This window comes from Stenotrophomonas sp. WZN-1, from assembly GCF_002192255.1.
Taxonomy (GTDB): domain Bacteria; phylum Pseudomonadota; class Gammaproteobacteria; order Xanthomonadales; family Xanthomonadaceae; genus Stenotrophomonas.
This window is the reverse complement of record NZ_CP021768.1, coordinates 3,084,100-3,108,207: the sequence shown is the minus strand read 5'-3', so window position 1 is coordinate 3,108,207 and position 24,108 is coordinate 3,084,100. Positions and strand designations below refer to the sequence as shown.

Below are 24,108 nucleotides of genomic sequence, written 5' to 3'. Positions count from 1 at the left end.
ATGCCTGTATCCCGACTCGATGCCTGTTTCCAGCGCCTGCGCGAGCAGCAGCGCAAGGCGCTGATCCCCTTCGTCACGGCCGGTGATCCCTCGCTGGAGGCCACCGTGCCGGTCATGCACGCACTGGTCGATGCCGGCGCCGACGTGATCGAACTGGGCGTGCCGTTCTCCGACCCGATGGCCGATGGCCCGACCATCCAGCGCAGCTCCGAGCGCGCGCTGGCGCGCGGTGCTGGCAGCCGCTACGTGCTGCAGGCCGTGGCGCAGTTCCGCGAGCGCGATGCGCAGACCCCGGTGGTGCTGATGGGCTACCTGAATCCGGTGGAGATCCACGGTTACGCGGCCTTCGCCAAGGCTGCCGTGGATGCCGGCGTGGACGGTGTATTGCTGGTCGACCTGCCGCCGGAAGAAGCGGGCGAGGCCCAGCAGGCGTTCGACGCAGCCGGCCTGGCGCTGGTGCTGCTGGCGTCGCCGACCACCAGCGAGGCGCGCGCCGACAAGCTGCTGGCGTTGGCCCGTGGCTACCTCTACTACGTCAGCTTTGCCGGTGTCACCGGTGCGTCCGAGCGGCTTGACAGCGATGCCGCCAGTGCCCGCCTGCAGGCGTTGCGCGCGCGTGCGTCGGTGCCGGTGGTGGCGGGCTTCGGCATCAAGGATGCCGCCAGTGCCGCAGCCATGGCCCGCCAGGCCGACGGCGTGGTGGTGGGCAGCGCGCTGGTGGCGGCGCTGGCCGAAGCGGGCTCGGCGGAAGAGGCCGCGCAGCGCGCTCGGGCCTTCCTGGCCCCGCTGCGGCAGGCGTTGGACGCCTGACGGTAGCGCCGGGCCATGCCCGGCGGTGCGGGGCGCAAGGCATTGCGCCGGGCATGGCCCGGCGCCACCGGCGCGGCGTTGCCGCGCTAAACGTACGTCCCAGCATGGTTTTTTCCGGCGGCCCCGTGGCTGGCAAGGGGGTGCACGGGCGGGGAAAGCGGAGCTAGACTGTCCGCCTTTGCGGCCCCTGGGCCGCCCTGAACGGAAGTGTCCTCCCGCATGAGTTGGCTCAGCAAGTTGATGCCGTCCGGCATCCGCACCGACAACACCCCCAGCAAGAAGCGCAGTGTCCCCGAGGGCCTGTGGGAAAAGTGCAGCAACTGCGGCAGCGCGTTGTACCGTCCGGAACTGGAAGAGAACCTGGAAGTCTGCCCGAAGTGCGGCCATCACATGGCGATCCGTGCGCGTGCGCGCCTGGCTGCCCTGTTCGATGCCGACAGCACCACCGAGATCGGTGCACGCCTGGGCCCGACCGACCTGCTCAAGTTCAAGGACCAGAAGAAGTACAGCGAGCGCATCAAGATCGCGCAGAAGAACACCGGCGAGTACGACGCGCTGATCGCCATGCGTGGCCTGCTCAAGGGCCGTGCGCTGGTGGCATCGTCGTTCGACTTCGCCTTCATGGGCGGCTCGATGGGCTCGGTGGTCGGCGAGCGTTTCGCACTGGCCGCGGAAACCGCGGTCGAGATCGGTGCGCCCTACGTATGCTTCTCGCAGAGCGGCGGCGCCCGCATGCAGGAAGGCCTGTTCTCGCTGATGCAGATGGCCAAGACCTCGGCGGCGCTGGGCAAGCTGCGTGAAGCCGGCCTGCCGTACATCTCGGTGCTGACCCATCCGACCACCGGCGGCGTGTCGGCCTCGTTCGCGATGCTGGGCGACATCAACATCGCCGAGCCGCAGGCGCTGATCGGCTTCGCCGGCCCGCGCGTGATCGAGCAGACCGTCCGCGAGAAGCTGCCGGAAGGCTTCCAGCGCTCGGAGTTCCTGCTGGAGCACGGTGCCATCGACCAGATCTGCGACCGCCGCGAAATGCGCGACCGCCTGTCCGATCTGCTGGCAATGCTGGGCCGTCAGCCGGCGCCGGAGGTGGCGTGATGGGAGGCCGCAGGTACTTCGGTACTGATGGCATCCGTGGGCGGGTCGGCCAGGGCGTGATCTCGGCCGACTTCGTGCTGCGCCTGGGCAACGCCCTGGGCCGTGTCCTGGTCGCGCAGCGTGGCCAGGACGGGCGCCGACCGATCGTGGTGATCGGCAAGGACACCCGCATTTCCGGCTACATGTTCGAAGCGGCACTGGAAGCCGGCCTGGTCGCCGCCGGTGCCGACGTGCAGCTGCTGGGGCCGATGCCGACGCCGGCGGTGGCGTTCCTGACCCGTACACTCGGTGTGGATGCCGGCATCGTCATCAGTGCCTCGCACAATCCGCACTACGACAACGGCATCAAATTCTTCTCCGCCCAGGGCGAGAAGCTCGACGATGCCACCGAGCTGGCCCTGGAAGCGGCGCTGGACGTTCCGTTCACCACCGCCGAATCGGAAAAGCTCGGCAAGGCGTCGCGTGCGCGCGAGGCAGTCGGTCGCTACATCGAGTTCTGCAAGGCCAGCGTGCCGCGCGCGTTCGACCTGCGCGGCGTGCGCCTGGTGCTGGATTGCGCGCACGGTGCCACCTACCAGATCGCACCGCTGCTGTTCCGCGAACTGGGCGCCGAGGTGATCGGCATCGGTGCCGAGCCCAACGGCGTCAACATCAACGCCGGCGTGGGTTCCACCCATATCGACAACCTGGCGGCCAAGGTCCGCGAAACCCGCGCCGATCTCGGCATCGCCTTCGATGGCGATGGTGACCGCGTGCTGATGGCCGATGACCAGGGCAATCCGGTCGACGGCGATGACCTGCTGTACATCCTGGCCCGCGCCTGGAAGGCCGAAGGCCGCCTGCGCGGCCCGGTGGTCGGCACGCTGATGAGCAACTACGGTGTGGAGAAGGCCTTCGCCGATCTGCAGATTCCGTTCGTGCGCAGCAATGTCGGTGATCGCTACGTGCACCAGGCGCTGGTCGAAGGTGGCGGCGTGCTCGGCGGCGAAGCCTCCGGCCACCTGCTGTGCCTGGATCGGGCCACCACCGGTGACGGTATCGTCAGTGCGCTGCAGGTGCTGGTGGCACTGCGCAACAGCGGGCAGACCCTGCGCCAGGCACTGAAGGGACTGGTGCGGGTGCCGCAGAAGACCGTCAACGTGCGTCTGGGCAATGTCTCGGCCAAGGCCACGGTGCAGGCCGACAGCGTGCAGGCCGCGCTGGCCGTCGCACAGCAATCGGTGGCTGGCCGTGGTCGTGCATTCCTGCGCCCGTCCGGTACCGAGCCGGTGGTGCGGGTCACGGTGGAAGCCGATGATGCCGCGCTGATGCAGCAGACGCTGGACCGCCTCTCCGCGGCGGTACGTGAAGCCGCCAGTTGAGGCGCCTGCCCCTTCAACGAAAACGCCCCGGCATTCCGGGGCGTTTTCGTTGAAGGGGCAGGGCAGTGGGCTGCTTATGGCCCCGGCACCATCTTCTTCTGGCGTGCCTTGAAACCATTGAACAGCGGTGCGATCAGCGGGTTGTAGCTCTGCGCGATGCGCTTGCGCAGCCAGCTCGCCGGGCGGTTGCGGATCGCGAAGCGGTAGACGCGTTCCGGATCGCCGCCCACCACGTTGCGGCCGAACGGGTGGGTGGTGTGCAGGTAGCGGAAGCCGTGCTCGCGTGCCACCTCGATGTGGTCCTGGTCGAAATCGCCATAAGGCCAGCACAGCGTATCGGACACCTCGCCGAGCTTGTCCTGCAGGACGTCGCGCGAGACTGCCAGGTCATGGCTCAGGCCGGCACGGCGCTGTGCGCGGTCCAGGTCGTCGCGGCGCAGCCAGCGGGTGTGGGTATGGGTGTGGCAATGCACTTCGAAGGTGCCGGCGGCGATGGCCGCGCGTGCTTCGCTCCAGCGCATCATCACGTCGTCGCTGCGGTTCTGCTCGTAGATCGCTGCTTCGCAGCCGCGGTGGTCCGGCGTGGCAGGCAACATTGCCCCTGCAAGCCCCGCATGGGGCCGCTCCGGGCCTTCACCCATCCAGCCGGTGACCACGAACACCACCGCGTGCATGCCGTACTTCTGCAGGATAGGGTGCGCATACACCCAGTTGTCCAGGTAGCCATCGTCGAAGGTGATCACGATCGACTTGCGCGGCACCGGCTTGCCGGCCAGGAAACCGGCGTACTGGTCCAGTGTCAGCGAGGTCCAGCCGTTGCCGGCCAGCCATGCGATCTGGCTTTCGAAATTCTCCGGCGACACGGTGATCATGCCCGGCGACGGACTGACGTGGTGGTGCATCAGCACCGGTACGGTTCGGGCATCAGCCATGTCCCAGCTCCTTCAGCCACTGGTGGTAATAGTGTTCGGTGGTTTCACCGTGGCCGTCGGGGGTGAACCGGTGCGCGCTGCGCATCCAGTCCCACCCGGCGCGGCCCATCTGCCGCCGCCGTTCCGGATCGTCCACCAGCAGGCGCAGGGCGCCTGTCAGGGCTGCATTGTCGCCCAGCCGGGTGAGGATCGCATTGCTGCCATCGACCACCATCTCCGGCACGCCACCCACGCGCGTGGCCACGATCGGCACCCCGACATAGGCGGCCTCCAGGAAAACAGTACCTGCCGCTTCCTTGTGCGATGCCAGCGCGAAGATGTCGAAACCGGCCATCAGCCGGCATGCGCCATCACGATAGCCGAGCAGATGGACCTGCTGCTGCAGCCCGTGCTCGTCGCGCAGCGCCTGCAGCCGATCCATGACCGGCTGACCATCGCCGACCACCACCAGGTGCAGGTTCGGATGCGTCTTGCACAGCGGTAGCATCGCCTTCAGCAGGTCGGCATGGCCCTTGGGTTCGCGCAATACCGCCACGCAGCCGACCACGATGTCCTGTTCGCCGAAGCCGAGCTCGGCGCGTACCTCCGCGCGCACTTCCTGCAGGCACTGCCAGGGATCGGCCTTGCGGATCTCGCTCCAGCGCGGGGGGACTGCGATCGGCGGCACGATACCGATGTGCTCTGCCGGAATGCCTCGCTCGGCCAGCAACTGCTTGACGAAGCTGCTGACGGTCAGCACCCGGTGCGGCAGTCCGGTATAGGTCAGCAACGAGTTGACCGGGCTCATCAGGTGGCGTGAGCGCACCACCAGCGGCGTGCCGCCCAGCCGTGCACCGGCCGCGGCAATCAGCGCATCACGGCGGCTGGTGGTGTTGACCACGTCATAGCGCTCCCGGCGCACCAGGCGCGAGACCGACCAGATGCCGCGCAGCAGGCGCAGCAGGCCGCCCATGCGCACGGTATGCACGGTGAAACCATCATCGCGTGCCAGCTGGGCCAGTCGCGCTTCGGGCTGGCACAGCAGCGCCACCTCGTGGCCACGCGCGCGCATCACCTGCATGTGGCGGAAGATGTAGATCTCCTGCCCGCCCATTCCCTTGGCGGCTTCGGTGTGCAGGATGCGCAGCGGACGGTTCATGCGGGATCGATCCTTGAGGGTCAGCGGTTGCGGAAGCGGGTCAGCGCTTCCCATGCAGTGCGCACGGCGGCTGCATCGGGCGCCTGCTGCGGCAGCGGGCGGTAGTGCAGGTCCAGGGCGGTGGCGTTGCCGAACTTGTCGAACACGTAGATGGCATCGCCATGGCGCACCGCGCGCTGCGACCAGCTTTCGACCACCAGCGCACGCGTGCCCTGCGGCGCGGCCAGCAGATCCTGCCCGGTGCTGTAATCGGTCAGTGCGTTCTCGCAGCCCAGCGCGTGGCGCATCAGTGTCGGCACCCAGTCTTCGTGCGAGCTGGTGCGTGCGTCGTGGCCAGCGGTCTTGCCCGGCCAATGCAGCACGAACGGGACCTGCAGCTGGTAGTCGGAGAAGTTGCCGTTGTGGCCCCAGTAGTTCAGCTTGAGGTCGTTGAACTCTTCGGCATGGTCACCGGTGACCAGCACGATGGTGTCCTCGGCCAGGCCCTGGGCGCGCAGGTCGTCCAGCAGCGAGCCGATCAGGCTGTCGGCGTAGTGCACGGCGGTGCGGTAGCGGTTGAGTTCCGGCGTCGGGTCATGTTCCGGGCCGAATTTGAGGAAGTCGATGTCCGCAGCCATTGGCGTCGCCACCGACGGGTAACCGTCGGGCATGTGGTAGGGCGCGTGGGTGGAGTCGAGGAACACGAAGCCGAACCACGGTCGCTGCGCGGCCTGGCTGGCGCGGATGTCCTGCTGCAATGCGCTGATGATCGCGCGATCGCGACCGTCGGACTTCAGTGCCGATGGCCCCTGGCGCAGCTGGTCGCGCACATCGGCGAATACCGTGCGATCGAATTCCGGGCTGTACAACGGCGCGCTGCCGTACAGGTGCAGGTCGTAGCCCTGCTGGCCCAGCACCTGGAACAGCTGCGAGCCCCGCTGCTCGTCGAGCATGCTTGGCCAGTAGCCACCGGGCAGGCCGTACAGCAGCCCGAACAGGCCGTAGCGGGTGGCGTTGCCGGTACTGAAGTGGTGATCGAACACGCGCGCGTCCTGCGCCAGCGCCGACGTATTGGGCATCAGCTGCGGTGTCAGCACGTCCTGGCGCAGCGATTCCAGCACCACCATCAGCACGTTGGGGCGATGCGGGCTCTGGCAGCGCAGCGGGTTCAGCGGATACAGCAACTGCGCATGGCGCGGGTCGGGCAGGCCGGCCTGCTGCTGGCTGACCACGCCCAGGCGCCGCATGAAGCTCTTGGCCGTGATCGGCTGCGCCCACGGCAGGTAGTTCCACTGCGCGATCACATCGCGGTCGCCGCGGGCGTCGTAGTAGGCCGTGGCGACCTGGCCGCCGCCCATCAGCAGCGCGACCGCCGCCCAGGCCTGCAGCACCCGTCGACGGCGCGGCGCGGCCGGCAGCAGCTTCCAGCACGCCCAGGCCAGCAGGCCCTCGGCGGTGAAGACCGCGGCAACCAGCAGGGCGATCTGCAGCCAGGTCTTCCAGGACAAGGCAACCTGGTCGTGCAGGGCGCCGCCGAACACCATGTTCACGACCATGGCGTTGAGGTGGAAGCGGTACAGGGTGAAGACCTTGGCGTCGATCAGCAGCAGGCACAGCCACAGGCCCTGCAGCACGACGGCGCTGATGCTCAGCGTACGCGCACTGCGTGGCCACAGGCCCAGCAGCAACGGGAGCAGGCCGGCCAGCGCACCGAACGCGAGCAGGTGGCCGGGCAGGGCGATCGCCAGATACGCCAGGCCGGCGCCGCCGCCCGGATTGTCACGCAGCGGCACGTTGCCCAGCGCGATTGCTGCGGCCAGTACCGCGTTGCCGGCGATGAACAGCGACCACCAGGCCAGCCGGTGCCAGCGCCTGGCGGGACCTTCAGTGACGGGGGCGGCAGGGGCAGCTGCGGGCATGGCGGATCGGGTTCAGGGAGCGTGGAGACGGGGAGCGCCTGCGTGACGAAAGCGTTACGCCGCGCGCGGGTCGCGCATTGTATCGGTTTGTTTCCTTGTATCGAGTAGCGTCCCCCGGGCGATCTGTCACAATGTTCAGGCGGGCCATGAATGCGTTGGCCCCCTCAGACCCAACGACAAGCCAGGAACCGCTGTGAGCCAGATCCCCACCCTCGACATCACCCGTTTCGACAGCGACCGCGAAGCCTTCGTGGCCGAACTGGGCGCGGCCTACCGCCAATGGGGATTCGCGGGCATTCGCAACCACGGCATCCCGCAGGCCGACATCGACGCGGCCTACGATGCCTTCAAGGCCTTCTTCGCACTGCCGGAAGAGGTCAAGCGCAAGTACCACGTGGCCGGCAGCGGTGGCGCCCGCGGCTACACGCCGTTCGGCGTGGAGACCGCCAAGGGCTCCAAGCATTTCGACCTGAAGGAGTTCTGGCACATTGGTCGTGAAATCGCCGACGACTCCAAGTACCGGGATGTGATGGCACCGAACCTGTGGCCGACCGAGGTCGAAGGTTTCCGCGAGCGCGGTTACGGCCTGTATCAGGCGCTGGACAACCTGGGCTCGCGCGTATTGTCCGCGCTGGCCCTGCACATCGGCCTGCCGGAGGACTTCTTCGCCGACAAGACCAACTTCGGCAACTCCATCCTGCGCCCGATCCACTATCCGCCGATCACCACCGACGACATTCCGAACGTGCGTGCCGGCGCCCACGGCGACATCAACTTCATCACCCTGCTGGTCGGCGCCAGTGCCGCAGGCCTGGAAGTGCAGTCGCATGAAGGCGAGTGGGTGCCGTTTACGTCAGATGCGGACACGATCGTGGTCAACATCGGCGACATGCTGCAGCGCCTGACCAACCACGTGTATCCGTCGACCATCCACCGCGTGGTCAACCCCCCGGGTGACCTGGCGCGCCAGCCGCGCTACTCGGTGCCGTTCTTCCTGCACCCGAACCCGGACTTCCTGATCGACGTGCTGCCGTCGTGCATCACCCCGGAGAACCCGAGCCGGTACCCGGAGGCGATCACTGCCCATGGCTTCCTCGAGGAACGCCTGCGCGAGATCAAGCTGAAGTAATGAAGAAGCCGCCGAAAGGCGGCTTTTTCATTACGGGTAGCGCCGGGCCATGCCCGGCGAGCGCAGCGGAGGGTGTTCGACAGGGCTGCCGCCCTGCACCCGCAGAGGTCAAAGCCAAAGCCAAAGCCAAAGCGGCTCTGGGTTTCTGCGTGGGGAGGCGGGGAGGTGTCGGATGGCGGGGACGCCGTAAACCCGTCCCTGGGGGCTTGGCCGCGGCATCCATGCCGCGGACACCCCGCCATCCGACACCTCCCCGCCTTCGACAGTCTCCCGGTGGCGGTGGGTACGGGCGGCTTCTGGTAGGTGTCGACCTTGGTCGACACATCTGTCAGATCGAAGTGGGGTAGGTGTCAGATCCCTTTTCCTGCGGAAAAGGGATCTGACACCGGCGGCCGACCGGAGTGCTGCTCCTGCTTCTGCTTTTGCCCTTGCTCTTCTTTTCTTTCCGTGGCGGGCGGAACCGCCGGAATGTGTCAGGGGCCGGGTGGGTGGGGCTGTGCAGGGGCGTGAGCCGCATGGGCCCGAGGCATGCCTCGGGCGGGTTGGGCAGGACGCCCAACCCCGGTCTTGCTCGTGTGTGCAGGATAGCGCACACGAGCAAGCGGCGACCGAGCTTGCAGGGGCGTACTTGCAGCGCCCCCTGCGCCGTCCCACCCGCCCGGCCAAGCCCCAGATCCAACCGGGCTCTCCGCGACCCACCAACCCAGCCCGCCCGCCACGAGGGGCTGCGCCGTTGGCTGAAAATCCATGTAACCGCTTACACGGAAACGGATTTTTGCCGTAACGGGTATCATGACCGGCTGACTTCACACAGGAGCCACCCGCTCATGCGCCGCAAGATCGTCGCCGGAAACTGGAAGCTGCATGGCAGCCGTCAATTCGCCAATGAACTGCTGGGGCAGGTGGCCGCCGGGCTGCCGCTGGAGGGGGTGGACGTGGTGATCCTGCCGCCGCTGCCGTACCTGGGCGAGCTGGTCGAGGACTTCGGTGAGACCGGCCTGGCCTTCGGCGCGCAGGACGTGAGCAGCAATGAGAAGGGCGCCTACACCGGTGAGGTCTGTGCGGCGATGCTGGTCGAGGTCGGGGCCCGCTATGGCCTGGTCGGCCACTCCGAGCGCCGCCAGTACCACCATGAAAGCAGCGAGCTGGTCGCGCGCAAGTTCGCCGCCGCCCAGCATGCCGGCCTGGTGCCGGTGTTGTGCGTGGGCGAGACCCTGGAGCAGCGCGAGGCCGGGCAGACCGAATCGGTCATCGCCAGCCAGCTGGCGCCGGTGCTGGAGCTGGTTGGCGCGGCCGGATTCGCCAAGGCTGTGGTCGCCTACGAGCCGGTCTGGGCCATCGGCACCGGCCGTACCGCCAGCAAGGAGCAGGCGCAGCAGGTGCACGCGTTCATCCGTGGCGAAGTCGCGCGTATCGATGCTAGAATCGCTGATTCACTGCCCATTGTTTACGGCGGTAGCGTGAAGCCCGACAATGCCGGGGAACTGTTCGCGCAGCCGGATGTCGATGGTGGGCTGGTCGGCGGCGCCTCCCTGGTGGCCGCGGACTTCCTGGCCATCGCACGGGCGGCGGCCGCGAACTAATCCTAGAAGTATTGTCCGAGGGCGGTTTCCAATGCTGATGTTGATCCTCAATGTCGTCTACGTGCTGGTCGCTGTGGCCATGATCGCGCTGATCCTGATGCAGCGTGGCTCGGGTGCGGCGGCGGGTTCGGGCTTTGGTGCCGGTGCCTCGGGCACGGTGTTCGGTGCGCGCGGTGCCTCGAACTTCCTGTCCAAGTCGACCAAGTGGCTGGCCGTCGTGTTCTTTGGCATCAGCCTCTTCATGGCGTGGTATGCCGGCCACGGCACCCGTCCGGCGGCCGACCAGGATCTGGGCCTGATGTCCGCCCCGGCGGCGACCGCTCCGGCGGCTCCGGCGGGCGAGCTGCCGGCCGTTCCGAAGGCTGATGCGGTCCCGGCCGCCCCGGTTCCGGCCGCGAATGTGCCGGCTAAGGCGGAATCTTCGGTTTCTGGTGAAGAAAAGCCTTCGGAAGGCTCCCAGAAAGACTGAAGCCGGTTACAATACGCGGCGCATCGGGAACATAGTCTGATGTGATCGTTTGCCCAGGTGGCGGAATTGGTAGACGCACTACCTTGAGGTGGTAGCGACGCAAGTCGTAGGGGTTCGAGTCCCCTCTTGGGCACCATTTGTAAGTAAAGCGGGTTCGTCTGGCGCGCAAGGCGCCAGGCAGATTCCCGTCCACTCCCCCATGCCAAAGCGCCTGCAGGCGCGGCGGCAGAGGCAAGAGAGAATCGCTGTGCTGGCCGAATATTTGCCGTCTCTGCTGTTTCTGATCGTTGCCACCGGTATCGGCATTACGCTGATGCTGGTTGGTCGATTCCTCGGTCCCCGCCGCCCCGATCTGGAAAAGCTGTCGCCGTACGAGTGCGGCTTCGAGGCATTCGAAGACGCGCGCATGAAGTTCGACGTGCGCTACTACCTGATCGCGATCCAGTTCATCGTCTTCGACCTGGAAATCATCTTCATCGTGCCGTGGACCCAGGTCTTCATGGAACTGGGCGCCCGTTCGCTCATCACCATGGGCCTGTTCGTCGGCATGCTGTTCCTCGGTTTCATTTACGTCTGGAAGAAGGGAGCGCTGGAATGGGAGTGATTCAGACTCTCGATGGCCTCATGAACAACCCGTCGCCGGAAGGCCGGGTTGATGACATCCTGCGGCCGGAAGGCGACAACCCGCTGCTGGAAAAGGGCTTCGTCACCACCAGCGTCGACGCACTGCTGAACTGGGCGCGCACCGGCTCGATGTGGCCGATGACCTTCGGCCTGGCCTGCTGCGCGGTCGAGATGATGCACGCCGGTGCCGCGCGCCTGGACCTTGACCGTTACGGCGTGGTGTTCCGCCCGTCGCCGCGTCAGTCCGACGTGATGATCGTGGCCGGTACCCTGGTCAACAAGATGGCCCCGGCGCTGCGCAAGGTCTACGACCAGATGCCGGACCCGAAGTGGGTCATCTCGATGGGTAGCTGCGCCAACGGCGGTGGCTATTACCACTACTCCTATTCTGTCGTGCGCGGCTGTGATCGCGTGGTGCCGGTGGACGTCTATGTCCCGGGCTGCCCGCCGACCGCCGAGGCGCTGGTGTACGGGATCCTGCAGCTGCAGAAGAAGATCTGGCGTACACAGACCATCGCCCGCTGACCCCTTCACCTGACTAGAGCGCGCCAAGCCCCCATGGCAGAGCAAGCATCCTTCATCGACCGACTCTCCGCACGTTTCGCAGGTGCGAAGGTCATCGTGGTCGAACCCCGCGGCGAAGTGACGCTGGAAGTGCCTGCCGCCGAGTGGCACGCCACCGCCCTGGCGCTGCGTGACGAATTTGGTTTCGAGCAGGCCGTGGATCTCTGCGGCGTCGACTACCTCGGTTATGGCTCCGACGAATGGGACACCGCCGACGTGTCCTCGCAGGGCTTCAGCCGTGGCGTCGAAGGCAAGGCCCAGGGCCGCTTCGCGTGGGGCGAGTTCCCCACCGAGGAAAACGGTACCGATGGTGCCCGCCCGCAGCACATGCCGACCCAGCGTTTCGCCGTGGTCGCCCAGCTGCGTTCGTACCAGCACAACCTGATGATGCACCTGCGCTGCTTCGCCCCTGACGAAGCGCTGCCGGTGGTCTCCTCGCTGACTAGCATCTGGCCAGGCCTGAACTGGTTCGAGCGCGAAGCGTTCGACCTGTACGGCGTGATCTTCGAAGGCCACCCGGACCTGCGCCGGATCCTGACCGACTACGGTTTCGTCGGCCATCCGTTCCGCAAGGACTTCCCGCTGATCGGCAATGTCGAAGTCCGCTACGACGAAGAAAAGAAGCGCGTGATCTACGAACCGGTCACCTCGGTGGAGCCGCGCGTCGGCGTGCCGCGCGTGATTCGCGACGACGCCCGTCTGCAGACCGCAGAAGGTGAGCGCGCGCAGGAGGCAGTGAAGTGAGCCACGTACACCAGGCCGGCGAAGCGTTCGCCAGCAACGCCGCCGAAAGCCGGCAGGAAATCCGCAACTACACCATGAACTTCGGCCCGCAGCATCCGGCCGCTCACGGTGTGCTGCGCCTGATCCTGGAAATGGACGGCGAGACCATCATGCGCGCCGACCCGCACGTGGGTCTGCTGCACCGTGGTACCGAGAAGCTGGCAGAGTCCAAGCCGTTCAACCAGTCGATCGGCTACATGGATCGCCTGGATTACGTGTCGATGATGTGCAACGAGCACGCCTACGTACGCGCGATCGAGACCCTGATGGGCATCGAGGCGCCGGAGCGTGCGCAGTACATCCGCACCATGTACGACGAAATCACCCGCATCCTCAACCACCTGATGTGGCTGGGTTCCAACGCGCTCGACCTGGGTGCGATGGCGGTGATGCTGTACGCCTTCCGCGAACGCGAAGAGCTGATGGACTGCTACGAAGCGGTCTCCGGCGCGCGCATGCACGCGGCGTACTACCGTCCGGGCGGTGTCTACCGCGACCTGCCGGACCACATGCCGAAGTACAAGGAATCGCGCTGGCACAAGGGCAAGGCCCTGAAGCAGCTCAATGCTTCGCGCGAAGGCTCGCTGCTGGACTTCCTGGAGAACTTCACCGTCGAGTTCCCCAAGCGCATCGACGAATACGAAACCCTGCTGACCGACAACCGTATCTGGAAGCAGCGTACCGTCGGCATCGGCGTGGTCACTCCGGAACTGGCCCACCAGTGGGGCATGACCGGCGTGATGCTGCGCGGCTCGGGCATCGCCTGGGACCTGCGCAAGAAGCGTCCGTACGCCAAGTACGATGCCGTCGATTTCGACATCCCGCTGGGCAAGGAAGGCGACTGCTACGACCGCTACCTGGTCCGCGTTGCCGAAATGCGCGAGTCCAACCGCATCATCAAGCAGTGCGTGGCGTGGCTGAAGGCCAACCCCGGCCCGGTCATGGTCAAGAACTTCAAGGTCGCTCCGCCCAAGCGCGAGGACATGAAGGACGACATGGAAGCGCTGATCCACCACTTCAAGCTGTTCAGCGAAGGCTATTGCGTGCCGGCCGGCGAAACCTACGCGGCAGTGGAAGCGCCCAAGGGCGAGTTCGGCTGCTACCTGGTCTCCGATGGCGCCAACAAGCCCTTCCGCGTGCACCTGCGTGCACCGGGCTTCGCCCACCTGTCCTCGATCGATTCGATCGTGCGCGGCCACATGCTGGCCGACGTGGTGGCGATGATCGGCACCTACGACCTGGTGTTCGGCGAGGTTGACCGGTAATGCCGTCCGCCACGCCAACGCCCGCTGCAGGCAGCCGGCGCAAGCCGGCGCCGCAGTTTCTGGAATTTCACGTTATGCATTTCGCTGAGGTCGGCCGATGAAGGCGACAGGTAATTTCGAGGCGGCGCGCGACGTCGACCCGATGGTGGTGCTGAGCGACAAGACCCGCGCTCACATCGATCACTGGCTGTCCAAGTTCCCGCCGGACCGCAAGCGCTCTGCCGTGCTGCAGGGCCTGCATGCGGCCCAGGAGCAGAACGAGGGCTGGCTGACCGACGAACTGATCGCCGGCGTGGCCAAGTACCTCGACCTGCCGCCGGTGTGGGCCTACGAGGTCGCCAGCTTCTACTCGATGTTCGAGACCGAGAAGGTGGGCCGCAACAACGTGGCCATCTGCACCAACATCAGCTGCTGGCTCAATGGCGCCGAGGACATCGTCCGCCATTGCGAGAAGAAGCTGGGCATCAAGCACGGTGAATCGACCCCGGACGGCCGCGTCTACCTCAAGCGCGAGGAAGAGTGCCTGGCCGGTTGTGGCGGCGCACCGATGATGGTCATCAACGGTCACTACCATGAGCGTCTGACCCTGGAAAAGGTCGACGAGCTGCTGGACGGGCTGGAGTAAGGGCATGGCACATCACCACGAATCCAAGGGTCCGGTCGGCCCCGCGCCGCTGCCGCACCAGGTGGTCTACACCACCCTGCATTACGACACCCCGTGGTCGTACGAAAGCTATCTGAAGACCGGTGGCTACGCCGCCCTGCGCAAGATCCTCGAAGAGAAGATCCCGCCGGAGCAGGTCATCGAGATGGTCAAGGCCTCGGGGCTGCGCGGCCGCGGTGGCGCAGGCTTCCCGACCGGCCTGAAGTGGTCCTTCATGCCCAAGGGCAACATGCAGAAGTACATCCTCTGCAACTCGGACGAATCCGAGCCGGGCACCTGCAAGGACCGCGACATCCTGCGCTACAACCCGCATTCGGTGGTGGAAGGCATGGCGATCGCCTGCTACGCCACCGGCTCGACCGTGGGTTACAACTACCTGCGCGGTGAGTTCCACCACGAGCCGTTCGAGCACTTCGAGCAGGCCCTGGCCGACGCCTATGCAAATGGCTGGCTGGGCAAGAACGTGATGGGCTCGGGCGTGGACATCGACATCTACGGTGCGCTGGGCGCCGGCGCGTACATCTGCGGCGAAGAAACCGCGCTGATGGAATCGCTGGAAGGCAAGAAGGGCCAGCCGCGTTACAAGCCGCCGTTCCCGGCCAACTTCGGCCTGTACGGCAAGCCGTCGACGATCAACAACACCGAAACCTACGGTTCGGTGCCGGCGATCATCCGCAACGGTCCGGAGTGGTTCAAGGGCCTGAGCCTGACCGCCAACGGCGGCCCGAAGTGCTTCTCGGTGTCCGGCTGCGTGCAGAACGGCGGCAACTTCGAAGTGCCGCTGGGCACCAAGTTCCACGACCTGCTGGAAATGGCCGGTGGCCTGCGTCCGGGGCGCACCCTCAAGGGCGCGATCCCGGGCGGCGTGTCGATGCCGGTACTGACCGCGGCCGAGCTGAAGGATCTGCCGATGGACTACGACACCATCCGTGCGCTGGGCTCCGGCCTGGGTTCGGGTGCGATCGTGGTGCTCGACGACAGCGTCTGCTGCGTCAAGTTCGCCTGCCGCATCAGCCAGTTCTTCCACAAGGAATCGTGCGGCCAGTGCACCCCGTGCCGTGAAGGCACCGGCTGGATGCACCGCGTGCTGGAGCGCATCGTCGCCGGCAAGGCCACGATGGAAGACCTGCACCAGCTGAAGGCGGTGGCCGGCCAGATCGAAGGCCACACCATCTGTGCGTTCGGTGAAGCGGCTGCATGGCCCATCCAGGGCTTCCTGCGCCAGTTCTGGGACGAATTCGAGTACTACATCGTCAACGGTCATTCGATGGTTGACGGCAAGAAGGTGGAGGCAGCCGCCGCATGAGCGCGCAACCCGTAAACCCGAACGTGCCACCGGACCACGTGACCATCGAGATCGATGGCAAGTCCTTGGTCGTGCCCAAGGGTTCGATGATCATCCAGGCGGCCGACAAGGCCGGCATTTCGATTCCGCGCTTCTGCTACCACGAGAAGCTGCCGATCGCCGCCAACTGCCGCATGTGCCTGGTGGACGTGGAAAAGTCGCCGAAGCCGGCGCCGGCCTGCGCCACCCCCGTGATGGATGGCATGAAGGTCGCCACCCGCAGCGAAAAGGCACTGAAGTTCCAGCGCTCGGTGATGGAGTTCCTGCTCATCAACCACCCGCTGGACTGCCCGATCTGCGATCAGGGCGGCGAGTGCGAGCTGCAGGACGTGTCGCTGGGCTATGGCCGTTCGGTCAGCCGCTTCAACGAGCGCAAGCGCGTGGTGCCGGACGAGGACATGGGCCCGCTGGTCGCCACCGAGATGACCCGCTGCATCCAGTGCACCCGCTGCGTCCGCTTCACCGCCGACGTTGCCGGTACCTATGAACTGGGTGGCATGTACCGCGGTGAGAACCTGCAGATCGGTACCTTCGACGGCAAGCCGCTGACCACCGAACTGTCCGGCAACGTCGTCGACGTCTGCCCGGTCGGCGCGCTGACCAACAAGGTGTTCCAGTTCCGTGCCCGCCCGTGGGAACTGACCGCGCGCGAATCGCTGGGCTACCACGACGCGATGGGGTCGAACCTGTTCCTGCACGTGCGTCGCGGCGAAGTGCTGCGTACCGTGCCGCGCGACAACGAAGCCGTGAACGAGTGCTGGCTGTCCGACCGTGACCGCTACTCGCACCAGGGCCTGTACAGCGAAGACCGTGCGGTCAAGCCGCTGCGCAAGGTCAATGGCGAGTGGAAGGAAGTGAGCTGGGCCGAAGGCCTGGCCGCGGCTGCCGAGATCCTCAAGGCCAACCAGGGCGACAACCTGGGCGTGCTGGTGCATCCGTCCACCTCGAACGAGGAAGGCGCGCTGCTGGCCCGCCTGGCCAAGGGCCTGGGCTCGAGCAACATCGACCATCGCATCAACAACCGCGATTTCTCCGACGCTGCAACCGCCGAAGTATTCGGCCTGCCGCTGGCCGAGATCGAAGGCGCTGACCGCATCGTCGTTCTGGGCAGCAACATCCGCCACGAACTGCCGCTGCTGCACGCTCGCCTGCGCAAGGCGCAGACCACCAACGGCGCGAAGATCCACGTCGTCAACCCGGTGGACTTCGACTTCGCCTTCAGCATCGCCGGCAAGCAGATCGTTGCGCCGTCGAAGTTCGTCGACGCACTGGCCAACGCCGAGCTGCGTTCGGCGGTGCAGGGCGGCAACAACATCGTGCTGATCGTCGGTGGCATCGCCGAGAACCATCCGCAGGCTGCCGCGATCCGCGCTGCTGCGCGTGAGTTCGCTGCCGCCACCGGTGCCAAGCTGTGCCGCATCCCGCAGGGCGCCAACGCCGTTGGCCTGACCCGCGCTGGCGTGCTGCCGGCCGGCAAGGACGTCGCGGCAATGCTGGCGCAGCCGCGCCAGGCCTACGTGGTGTACGGCCTGGAGCCGGGCCTGGACTTCGCCGATGCTCCGGCCGCGCGCAAGGCGCTGGCCGGTGCCCAGGTGGTGGCCTTCAGCCAGTTCGCCTGCGTCTCGACCCGCGACGTTGCCGATGTGATCCTGCCGATCGGTGCGCTGCCGGAAATCGACGCCACCCTGACCAACCTCGATGGTCGCGAGCAGTCGGCCCGTGCCGGCGGCAAGCTGCCGGGCGAGGCCCGTGAGGGCTGGCGTGTGCTGCGCGCCCTGGGCGGCGACATGGCGCTGGCCGGTTTCGACTTCACCGACCTGGCCGGCCTGCGCGCCAGCCTGGCCCCGGTGTCGGTCACCGTTGCCGCTTCGGCGCAGCCGGTGGTTGCCGGCGAAGGCCTGGAAGTGGCTTCGACCGCCGCGATCTACCGCACCGATGCGGTGGTCCGTCGCGCCCCGGCACTGCAGTCGCATCCGCTCAACAACGCCCCGCGCATCGTGCTGAACGCTGAAGATGCCGCTCGCCTGCAGCTGCAGGAAGGGCAGATGGCCAAGGTCGGCACCGATGCCGGCAAGGCCACCCTGCCGGTGGTGGTCGACGCCTGCGTCGCTGCGGGTTCGGTCTGGATTGAATCGGGCCACGGCGCGACCGCGCCGCTGGGTGCCGCTCGCGTAACGGTGGTGGCTGCATGAACGAATTGCTGTTGAACGCGGTCGACCCGCTGCACCAGTGGCTGCTTGGCCTTGGTGACATCGGCGCGCTGATCTGGATCATCCTGAAGATCCTGGTGATCACCGTTCCGGTGATCATCTCGGTGGCCTTCTACGTGGTCTGGGAACGCAAGCTGATCGGCTGGATGCACGTCCGCCACGGCCCGATGTACGTGGGCATGGGCATCTTCCAGGCCTTCGCCGACGTCTTCAAGCTGCTGTTCAAGGAAGTGGTCCAGCCGAGCAGCGCCAACAAGGCGATCTACCTGCTGGCACCGCTGATCACCCTGGCTCCGGCCTTCGCGGCCTGGTCGGTGGTCCCCTTCGATTCGCAGATCGTGCTGTCCAACGCCAACGCCGGCCTGCTGTACCTGCTGGCGATGACCTCGCTGGGCATCTACGGCATCATCCTGGCCGGTTGGGCATCCAATTCGAAGTATGCGTTCCTGGGTGCGATGCGCGCCTCGGCGCAGATGATCAGCTACGAAATCGCCATGGGCTTCGCCCTGGTCGGCGTGATGATTGCGTCGGGCAGCCTGAACCTGAGCAACATCGTGATGGCGCAGGCCGGCAGCTCCGGCTTCTTCGACTGGTTCCTGCTGCCGCTGTTCCCTCTGTTCGTCATCTACTGGGTGTCGGGTGTGGCGGAAACCAACCGCGCGCCGTTCGACGTGGTGGAAGGCGAGTCGGAAATCGTGGCTGGCCACATGGTCGAGTACTCGGGCGGTGCGTTCGCGCTGTTCTTCCTGGCCGAGTACGCCAACATGATCCTGATCAGCTTCCTGATCTCGATCTTCTTCCTTGGCGGCTGGCTGAGCCCGATCCAGGGCTGGGTCAACTTCGGCGACGTCTCGCCGCTGGTCGACTGGATCTGGAAGGGCGGTGCACCGTGGCTGTTCGTCAAGGTGTTCTTCTTCGCCAGTGCCTACATCTGGTTCCGTGCCAGCTTCCCGCGCTTCCGCTATGACCAGATCATGCGCCTGGGCTGGAAGGTCTTCATCCCGCTGGCCATTCTGTGGATCGCGGTTACCGCCGTCATGGTGTTCTTCGGCGTGATTCAAAAGGGCGTCTAAGTGATGAACAGGATTACCCATTACTTCAAGAGCCTGCTGCTGCTCGAACTGCTGGGCGGCCTCTGGCTGACGCTGAAGTACAGCTTCAAGCCCAAGTACACGATGATGTACCCGATGGAGAAGTTCCCGCAGTCGCCGCGCTTCCGTGGCCTGCACGCCCTGCGCCGTTACCCCAACGGTGAAGAGCGCTGCATCGCCTGCAAGCTGTGCGAAGCGGTGTGCCCTGCATTGGCCATCACCATCGACTCGGCCAAGCGCGAAGACGGCACCCGCCGTACCACGCGCTATGACATCGATCTGTTCAAGTGCATCTTCTGCGGCTTCTGCGAAGAAAGCTGCCCGGTGGACTCGATCGTCGAAACCCACATCCTCGAGTACCACTTCGAGAATCGTGGCGAAAACATCGTTACCAAGCCGCAGCTGCTGGCCCTGGGCGACCGTCTCGAGTCCGAGATCGCCGAGCGTCGCGCCGCCGATGCCGCTTACCGCTGAGGTCGAGAGATGGATTGGGTAAATATCGCTTTCTGGGTGTTCGCCATCGCGGCAACGGTTTCGGCCGGTGCGGTGATCAGCGTGCGCAACCCGGTTCACGCCGTGCTCTGCCTGGTGCTGACCTTCTTCTCCATCGCCTGCGTGTGGCTGCTGGTCGGCGCCGAGTTCCTCGGCGTGGCGCTGGTGCTGGTCTATGTCGGTGCGGTGATGGTGCTGTTCCTGTTCGTGGTGATGATGCTGGACATCGATCCCACCAAGCTGCGTGAGGGCTGGGTCCGCTACCTGCCGGTCGGTCTTATTGTTGCCGTGGCGATGCTGGTGCAGATGCTGATCCTGATCGGCGTGAAGGGCAGGGCGGTCAACCCGTTCCCGGCCGACAACGCCGCCGCAGTCGCTGCCGACAGCTCCAACGTCACCTGGCTGGCGCGTACGCTGTTCACCGAGTACCTGCTGCCGTTCGAGTTCGCCGCGGTCATCCTGACCGTGGCCGTGGTTGCCGCCGTGATGCTGACCCTGCGCCGCCGTACCGGCGTGAAGAGCCAGAACCCGGGTGAGCAGACCATGGTCAAGGCCGGTCAGCGCCTGCGCATGGTCAAGATGGGCGCCGAAGCGCCGGTCGTGCACAGCAACAGCAAGCCGGCCGCCGGCGAGGAGACCCAGCCGTGATTACCCTTGGCCACATCCTTGCGCTGGGCGCGGTGCTGTTCGCCATCAGCCTGGCCGGCATCTTCCTCAACCGGAAGAACGTCATCGTCCTGCTGATGTCGATCGAACTGATGCTGCTGTCGGTGAACATCAATTTCGTCGGCTTCTCGCGTCAGCTGGGCGATCCGTCCGGCCAGCTGTTCGTGTTCTTCATCCTGACCGTCGCCGCCGCGGAAGCCGCCATCGGCCTGGCGATCCTGGTGACCCTGTTCCGTACCCGCCGCACGATCAATGTCGGCGAAGTCGATTCGTTGAAGGGCTGATCCACAGATGGAAATCACTCTCTCCAAGAGTCTGTTGATCGCAGTGGTGCTTGCACCGCTGTTCGGCAGCATCATCGCCGGCCTGTTCGGTCGCCAGGTCAAGCGCTTCGGCGCGCAGACCATCACCATCCTCGGCGTCGCGGTTGCCTGCGGCCTGTCGATGTACACGCTCTACCAGCTGCTGTGGGGCGGGGCGCAGCCGTTCAACCAGAACATCTACACGTTCTTCGAAGTCGGCCAGTACTCGGCCCACGTCGGTTTCATGGTCGACAAGCTGACCGCGATGATGATGGTGGTGGTGACCTTCGTGTCGCTGCTGGTCCACATCTACACGATCGGCTACATGCAGGACGATCCGGGCTACCAGCGGTTCTTCAGCTATATCTCGCTGTTCACCTTCTCGATGCTCACCCTGGTGATGAGCAACAACTTCCTGCAGCTGTTCTTCGGCTGGGAGGCGGTGGGCCTGGTGTCGTACCTGCTGATCGGCTTCTGGTTCAAGCGCCCGACCGCGATCTTCGCCAACATGAAGGCGTTCCTGGTCAACCGCGTCGGTGACTTCGGCTTCCTGCTGGGCATCGCCGGCGTGCTGTGGGTGTTCGGCACCCTGGACTACTCGCAGGTGTTCTCGCAGGCCGGCATGCTTGCCGACCCGCGCGCCCAGCTGCAGATCTGGGACGGCACCATCCTGGGCATGCAGCTGCTGAACGAGCCGGTGATCTGGTCGATCGCAACCGTCATCTGCATCTGCCTGTTCATCGGTGCCATGGGCAAGTCGGCCCAGGTTCCGCTGCACGTGTGGCTGCCGGACTCGATGGAAGGCCCGACCCCGATCTCGGCACTGATCCACGCCGCGACGATGGTGACCGCAGGTATCTTCATGGTCACCCGCATGTCGCCGCTGTTCGAGCTGTCGCAGACCGCGCTGAACTTCGTGCTGTTCATCGGTGCCACCACCGCGTTCTTCACCGGCCTGATCGGCATCGTGCAGAACGACATCAAGCGCGTCGTTGCGTACTCCACGCTGTCGCAGCTGGGCTACATGACCGTCGCCCTGGGCGTGTCGGCCTATTCGGCCGCCGTGTTCCACCTGATGACCCACGCCTTCTTCAAGGCGCTGCTGTTCCTGGGTGCCGGCTCGGTCATCATCGCGATGCACCACGAGCAGGACATGCGCAAGATGGGCGGCCTGCGCAAGTACATGCCGATCACCTTCGTCACCATGTGGATCGGTACCCTGGCACTGGTCGGTACACCGTTCTTCTCCGGCTTCTACTCGAAGGACACCATCATCGAGGCGGCCGAGCTGCACGCGCACCTGTCCAACAACTGGGTGGCCACGTACGGCTACTGGGCGGTGCTGGGTGGCGTGATCGTCACCAGCTTCTACAGCTTCCGCCTGCTGTTCCTGACCTTCCACGGCAAGGAGCGCTTCCGCGACGCGCATGACGATCATGGTCATGACGATCACCATGCCGCCGACGCTCACCACGGCGATGCGCATCACGACGACCACGGCCATGGCCACGGTCCGCATGAGCCGCACGAAACCCCGTGGGTGGTGACCCTGCCGCTGATCCTGCTGGCCATTCCGTCAATCGCCATCGGTTTCTTCAGCATCGGTCCGATGCTGTACGGCACCGACTGGGCCGGCAACCATGCGCACGATGCCATCAAGGGCCAGGCGCATACGTTCTTCACCGGCGTCGTGGACTTCTACGATCCGGCCAAGAACACCATCGGCTTCCTGGGTGAAGAGTTCCACGGCCCGGTCGCCTTCGCGCTGCACGGCATGATGGCTCCGGCGTTCATGCTGACCGTTGCGGGCTTCCTGCTGGCCGCACTGTTCTACCTGTGGAAGCCGGACCTGTCGGGCAAGGCTCGCAAGACCTTCGCCCCGCTGGTGTCGGTGCTGGAAAACAAGTACGGCTTCGACAAGCTGTGGATCGATGGCTTTGCCGGTGGCAGCGTCAAGCTGGGCAAGGTCTCGCGCTGGATCGACAGCAACATCGTCGACGGCGTGGTCAATCTCTCGGCACGTGTTGTGGACGTCGCAGCCGGCGTGCTGCGTCGTACCCAATCCGGTTTCCTCTATCACTACGCCTTCGCGATGATCATCGGCCTGATTGCCCTGCTGGGCGTGCTGATGCATTACCTGCGTTGATGACCTGTACGGAATAAGAAGACGTGTCGAACTGGCCTCTACTCAGTGTCCTCATCTGGCTGCCGATCCTCGGTGGCGCCCTGATCCTTGCGATCCGTGATGCGCAGACCGCCCGCTGGGCGTCTCTGGGCGTAGCGGTGCTGACCTTCGTGGCGAGCCTCTCGCTGCTGAGCGGCTACAACGCGGGCGTCGACGGTCTGCAGTTCGTCGAGACCCATGCCTGGATCCCGGCGTACAAGATCGGCTACAACCTGGGCGTGGACGGCATTGCCGTGGCGCTGATCCTGCTGACCACCCTGGTCAGCGTGCTTGCCCTGATCGGCGCCTGGAGCGCCATCGACAAGCGCGTGAACCAGTACGTGGCGGCCTTCCTGATCCTGGAAGGCGTCACGGTCGGTATCTTCTCGGCCACGGACGCGATGCTGTTCTACGTGTTCTTCGAGGCGATGCTGATCCCGATGTTCCTGATCATCGGTGTCTGGGGTGGCCCGCGTCGCATCTACGCCGCGCTGAAGTTCTTCCTGTACACCTTCCTCGGCTCGGTGCTGATGCTGGTGGCGCTGATCTACCTGTACCTGAAGGGCGGCAGCTTCCAGCTGGCCGACCTGTACGCGCTGCCGCTGTCGGCCAAGGAACAGACCTGGATCTTCTTCGCCTTCCTGATCGCCTTCGCGGTCAAGGTGCCGATGTTCCCGGTCCACACCTGGCTGCCGGATGCCCACGTGGAAGCGCCGACCGCCGGTTCGGTGATCCTGGCCGCCATCGCGCTGAAGATCGGTGGCTACGGCTTCCTGCGCTTCAACCTGCCGATCGTCCCGGACGCATCGCAGGAATGGGCCTGGCTGGTGATCGCGCTGTCGCTGATCGCCGTGATCTACGTCGGCCTGGTCGCCCTGGTGCAGGACGACATGAAGAAGCTGATCGCCTATTCGTCGATCGCGCACATGGGCTTCGTCACCCTGGGCACCTTCATCGCCCTGTGGTTGGTGCGTGAAGCCGGCAACGCCGACGCCGCCCGCCTGGGCCTGCAGGGCGCCATGGTGCAGATGATCTCGCACGGCTTCGTGTCCGGCGCGATGTTCTCCTGCGTCGGCGTGCTGTACGACCGCATGCACAGCCGCCGCATCGCCGATTACGGCGGCGTGGTCAACGTGATGCCGTGGTTCGCCACCTTCGCCATGCTGTTCTTCATGGCCAATGCGGGCCTGCCGGGTACCAGCGGTTTCGTCGGCGAGTTCATGGTCATCCTGTCGGCCTTCCAGCGTAATCCGTGGATCGCCCTGGGCGCGGCCACCACCCTGATCATCGGCGCCGCCTACACCCTGTGGCTGTACAAGCGCATCTTCTTCGGTGAAGTGGCCAACAGCCATGTTGCCGAACTGAAGGACATCAACGGCCGCGAATGGCTGGTGCTGGGCGTGTTCGCCATTGGCGTGCTGGCGCTGGGCATCTATCCCAAGCCGCTGACCGACCTGATGGAGCCCTCGATCGCGAAGCTGGCGATGCAGATCGCATCCAGCAAGCTGCTGTAATTCCAGGAT

22 protein-coding genes and 1 tRNA gene are annotated in these 24,108 nt (G+C 65.6%); 20 read left to right on the top strand and 3 right to left on the bottom strand.

All coding sequences use genetic code 11. The features are described 5' to 3' along the window. From trpA to glmM, 3 genes are all read left to right on the top strand, one after another. Window positions 1–810: a tryptophan synthase subunit alpha gene (trpA, locus tag CCR98_RS14760; protein ID WP_087923196.1), complete on the top strand. Its 810-nt coding sequence runs from the start codon at window positions 1–3 to the stop codon at window positions 808–810. A 219-nt stretch (window positions 811–1,029) separates the two neighbouring features. Continuing rightward, a complete protein-coding gene (accD, locus tag CCR98_RS14755; protein ID WP_005410473.1) occupies window positions 1,030–1,905 on the top strand; it encodes an acetyl-CoA carboxylase, carboxyltransferase subunit beta in 876 nt (291 codons plus the stop codon). Next, on the top strand, window positions 1,905–3,266 hold the full coding sequence (glmM, locus tag CCR98_RS14750; RefSeq protein WP_087923195.1) for a phosphoglucosamine mutase: 1,362 nt from the start codon (window positions 1,905–1,907) through the stop codon (window positions 3,264–3,266). Before accD ends, glmM begins: the two co-directional genes overlap by 1 nt. A gap of 74 nt (window positions 3,267–3,340) precedes the next feature. On the opposite strand, the gene CCR98_RS14745 is transcribed toward glmM, so the two are convergent. Genes CCR98_RS14745 through CCR98_RS14735 form a run of 3 tightly spaced genes read right to left on the bottom strand, consistent with a single transcriptional unit; the run spans window position 3,341 to window position 7,234 of the window. Continuing rightward, window positions 3,341–4,198: a polysaccharide deacetylase family protein gene (locus CCR98_RS14745; RefSeq protein ID WP_087923194.1), complete on the bottom strand. Its 858-nt coding sequence runs from the start codon at window positions 4,196–4,198 to the stop codon at window positions 3,341–3,343. Beyond that, window positions 4,191–5,336 (bottom strand): glycosyltransferase family 4 protein, encoded by a 1,146-nt coding sequence (locus CCR98_RS14740; RefSeq protein ID WP_087923193.1) that lies wholly within the window; start codon window positions 5,334–5,336, stop codon window positions 4,191–4,193. Before CCR98_RS14740 ends, CCR98_RS14745 begins: the two co-directional genes overlap by 8 nt. 20 nt (window positions 5,337–5,356) lie before the next feature. After that, window positions 5,357–7,234, bottom strand: coding sequence for a sulfatase-like hydrolase/transferase (locus CCR98_RS14735; RefSeq protein WP_087923192.1), 1,878 nt, complete (start codon window positions 7,232–7,234; stop codon window positions 5,357–5,359). A gap of 193 nt (window positions 7,235–7,427) precedes the next feature. Between CCR98_RS14735 and CCR98_RS14730 the strand changes: the two genes are divergently transcribed. The 17 genes from CCR98_RS14730 (at window position 7,428) to CCR98_RS14650 (ending at window position 24,099) form a co-directional block, all read left to right on the top strand. Further along, window positions 7,428–8,363: a 2-oxoglutarate and iron-dependent oxygenase domain-containing protein gene (locus tag CCR98_RS14730; RefSeq protein ID WP_008266043.1), complete on the top strand. Its 936-nt coding sequence runs from the start codon at window positions 7,428–7,430 to the stop codon at window positions 8,361–8,363. An 827-nt stretch (window positions 8,364–9,190) separates the two neighbouring features. Then, entirely contained in the window at window positions 9,191–9,946 is a 756-nt protein-coding gene (tpiA, locus tag CCR98_RS14725) for a triose-phosphate isomerase (protein WP_087923191.1), read from the top strand. Window positions 9,947–9,977: 31 nt separating this feature from the next. Next, window positions 9,978–10,415 (top strand): preprotein translocase subunit SecG, encoded by a 438-nt coding sequence (secG, locus tag CCR98_RS14720; RefSeq protein ID WP_014037951.1) that lies wholly within the window; start codon window positions 9,978–9,980, stop codon window positions 10,413–10,415. Window positions 10,416–10,466: 51 nt separating this feature from the next. Next, window positions 10,467–10,551 (top strand) — tRNA-Leu (locus tag CCR98_RS14715). Between the two features lie 111 nt (window positions 10,552–10,662). Further along, window positions 10,663–11,019 (top strand): NADH-quinone oxidoreductase subunit A, encoded by a 357-nt coding sequence (locus CCR98_RS14710; RefSeq protein WP_008265012.1) that lies wholly within the window; start codon window positions 10,663–10,665, stop codon window positions 11,017–11,019. Then, window positions 11,010–11,564 carry an NADH-quinone oxidoreductase subunit B gene (locus CCR98_RS14705; RefSeq protein WP_005417936.1) on the top strand — a complete coding sequence of 185 codons (555 nt, stop codon included), beginning with the start codon at window positions 11,010–11,012 and terminating at the stop codon, window positions 11,562–11,564. Before CCR98_RS14710 ends, CCR98_RS14705 begins: the two co-directional genes overlap by 10 nt. A gap of 33 nt (window positions 11,565–11,597) precedes the next feature. After that, a complete protein-coding gene (locus CCR98_RS14700; RefSeq protein ID WP_087923190.1) occupies window positions 11,598–12,347 on the top strand; it encodes an NADH-quinone oxidoreductase subunit C in 750 nt (249 codons plus the stop codon). Further along, a complete protein-coding gene (locus tag CCR98_RS14695; RefSeq protein ID WP_006458796.1) occupies window positions 12,344–13,651 on the top strand; it encodes an NADH-quinone oxidoreductase subunit D in 1,308 nt (435 codons plus the stop codon). Before CCR98_RS14700 ends, CCR98_RS14695 begins: the two co-directional genes overlap by 4 nt. 97 nt (window positions 13,652–13,748) lie before the next feature. Continuing rightward, on the top strand, window positions 13,749–14,276 hold the full coding sequence (gene nuoE, locus CCR98_RS14690; RefSeq protein ID WP_006381132.1) for an NADH-quinone oxidoreductase subunit NuoE: 528 nt from the start codon (window positions 13,749–13,751) through the stop codon (window positions 14,274–14,276). 4 nt (window positions 14,277–14,280) lie between these two features. Beyond that, entirely contained in the window at window positions 14,281–15,621 is a 1,341-nt protein-coding gene (gene nuoF / locus CCR98_RS14685; RefSeq protein ID WP_005410459.1) for an NADH-quinone oxidoreductase subunit NuoF, read from the top strand. After that, window positions 15,618–17,852, top strand: coding sequence for an NADH-quinone oxidoreductase subunit NuoG (gene nuoG, locus CCR98_RS14680; protein WP_087923189.1), 2,235 nt, complete (start codon window positions 15,618–15,620; stop codon window positions 17,850–17,852). The genes nuoF and nuoG overlap by 4 nt, the downstream gene beginning before the upstream one ends. Continuing rightward, window positions 17,849–18,943, top strand: a complete 1,095-nt coding sequence (nuoH, locus tag CCR98_RS14675) for an NADH-quinone oxidoreductase subunit NuoH (protein WP_087923188.1) — start codon at window positions 17,849–17,851, stop codon at window positions 18,941–18,943. Before nuoG ends, nuoH begins: the two co-directional genes overlap by 4 nt. Window positions 18,944–18,946: 3 nt before the next feature. Then, window positions 18,947–19,435, top strand: a complete 489-nt coding sequence (nuoI, locus tag CCR98_RS14670) for an NADH-quinone oxidoreductase subunit NuoI (RefSeq protein ID WP_006381128.1) — start codon at window positions 18,947–18,949, stop codon at window positions 19,433–19,435. Window positions 19,436–19,444: 9 nt separating this feature from the next. Then, window positions 19,445–20,101, top strand: a complete 657-nt coding sequence (locus CCR98_RS14665; protein WP_032128645.1) for an NADH-quinone oxidoreductase subunit J — start codon at window positions 19,445–19,447, stop codon at window positions 20,099–20,101. Beyond that, window positions 20,098–20,403, top strand: coding sequence for an NADH-quinone oxidoreductase subunit NuoK (gene nuoK, locus CCR98_RS14660; protein ID WP_005417921.1), 306 nt, complete (start codon window positions 20,098–20,100; stop codon window positions 20,401–20,403). Before CCR98_RS14665 ends, nuoK begins: the two co-directional genes overlap by 4 nt. A gap of 7 nt (window positions 20,404–20,410) precedes the next feature. Beyond that, the gene (gene nuoL, locus CCR98_RS14655) at window positions 20,411–22,567 is read left to right on the top strand and encodes an NADH-quinone oxidoreductase subunit L (RefSeq protein ID WP_087923187.1); all 2,157 of its coding nucleotides are present in this window, start codon (window positions 20,411–20,413) and stop codon (window positions 22,565–22,567) included. 23 nt (window positions 22,568–22,590) lie between these two features. Beyond that, the gene (locus CCR98_RS14650; protein ID WP_087923186.1) at window positions 22,591–24,099 is read left to right on the top strand and encodes an NADH-quinone oxidoreductase subunit M; all 1,509 of its coding nucleotides are present in this window, start codon (window positions 22,591–22,593) and stop codon (window positions 24,097–24,099) included. Window positions 24,100–24,108: the final 9 nt, after the last annotated feature.

Bases quoted from the DNA above. Each gene is read 5' to 3' on its own strand.
- CCR98_RS14745 (WP_087923194.1), bottom strand. From the start codon at position 4,198: ATGGCTGATGCCCGAACCGTACCGGTGCTGATGCACCACCACGTCAGT.
- nuoE (WP_006381132.1), top strand. From the start codon at position 13,749: ATGAAGGCGACAGGTAATTTCGAGGCGGCGCGCGACGTCGACCCGATG.
- nuoI (WP_006381128.1), top strand. From the start codon at position 18,947: ATGAACAGGATTACCCATTACTTCAAGAGCCTGCTGCTGCTCGAACTG.
- CCR98_RS14700 (WP_087923190.1), top strand. From the start codon at position 11,598: ATGGCAGAGCAAGCATCCTTCATCGACCGACTCTCCGCACGTTTCGCA.
- nuoG (WP_087923189.1), top strand. From the start codon at position 15,618: ATGAGCGCGCAACCCGTAAACCCGAACGTGCCACCGGACCACGTGACC.
- CCR98_RS14740 (WP_087923193.1), bottom strand. From the start codon at position 5,336: ATGAACCGTCCGCTGCGCATCCTGCACACCGAAGCCGCCAAGGGAATG.
- secG (WP_014037951.1), top strand. From the start codon at position 9,978: ATGCTGATGTTGATCCTCAATGTCGTCTACGTGCTGGTCGCTGTGGCC.
- accD (WP_005410473.1), top strand. From the start codon at position 1,030: ATGAGTTGGCTCAGCAAGTTGATGCCGTCCGGCATCCGCACCGACAAC.
- tpiA (WP_087923191.1), top strand. From the start codon at position 9,191: ATGCGCCGCAAGATCGTCGCCGGAAACTGGAAGCTGCATGGCAGCCGT.
- trpA (WP_087923196.1), top strand. From the start codon at position 1: ATGCCTGTATCCCGACTCGATGCCTGTTTCCAGCGCCTGCGCGAGCAG.
- nuoH (WP_087923188.1), top strand. From the start codon at position 17,849: ATGAACGAATTGCTGTTGAACGCGGTCGACCCGCTGCACCAGTGGCTG.
- CCR98_RS14735 (WP_087923192.1), bottom strand. From the start codon at position 7,234: ATGCCCGCAGCTGCCCCTGCCGCCCCCGTCACTGAAGGTCCCGCCAGG.
- glmM (WP_087923195.1), top strand. From the start codon at position 1,905: ATGGGAGGCCGCAGGTACTTCGGTACTGATGGCATCCGTGGGCGGGTC.
- nuoF (WP_005410459.1), top strand. From the start codon at position 14,281: ATGGCACATCACCACGAATCCAAGGGTCCGGTCGGCCCCGCGCCGCTG.
- nuoL (WP_087923187.1), top strand. From the start codon at position 20,411: ATGGAAATCACTCTCTCCAAGAGTCTGTTGATCGCAGTGGTGCTTGCA.
- CCR98_RS14705 (WP_005417936.1), top strand. From the start codon at position 11,010: ATGGGAGTGATTCAGACTCTCGATGGCCTCATGAACAACCCGTCGCCG.
- CCR98_RS14665 (WP_032128645.1), top strand. From the start codon at position 19,445: ATGGATTGGGTAAATATCGCTTTCTGGGTGTTCGCCATCGCGGCAACG.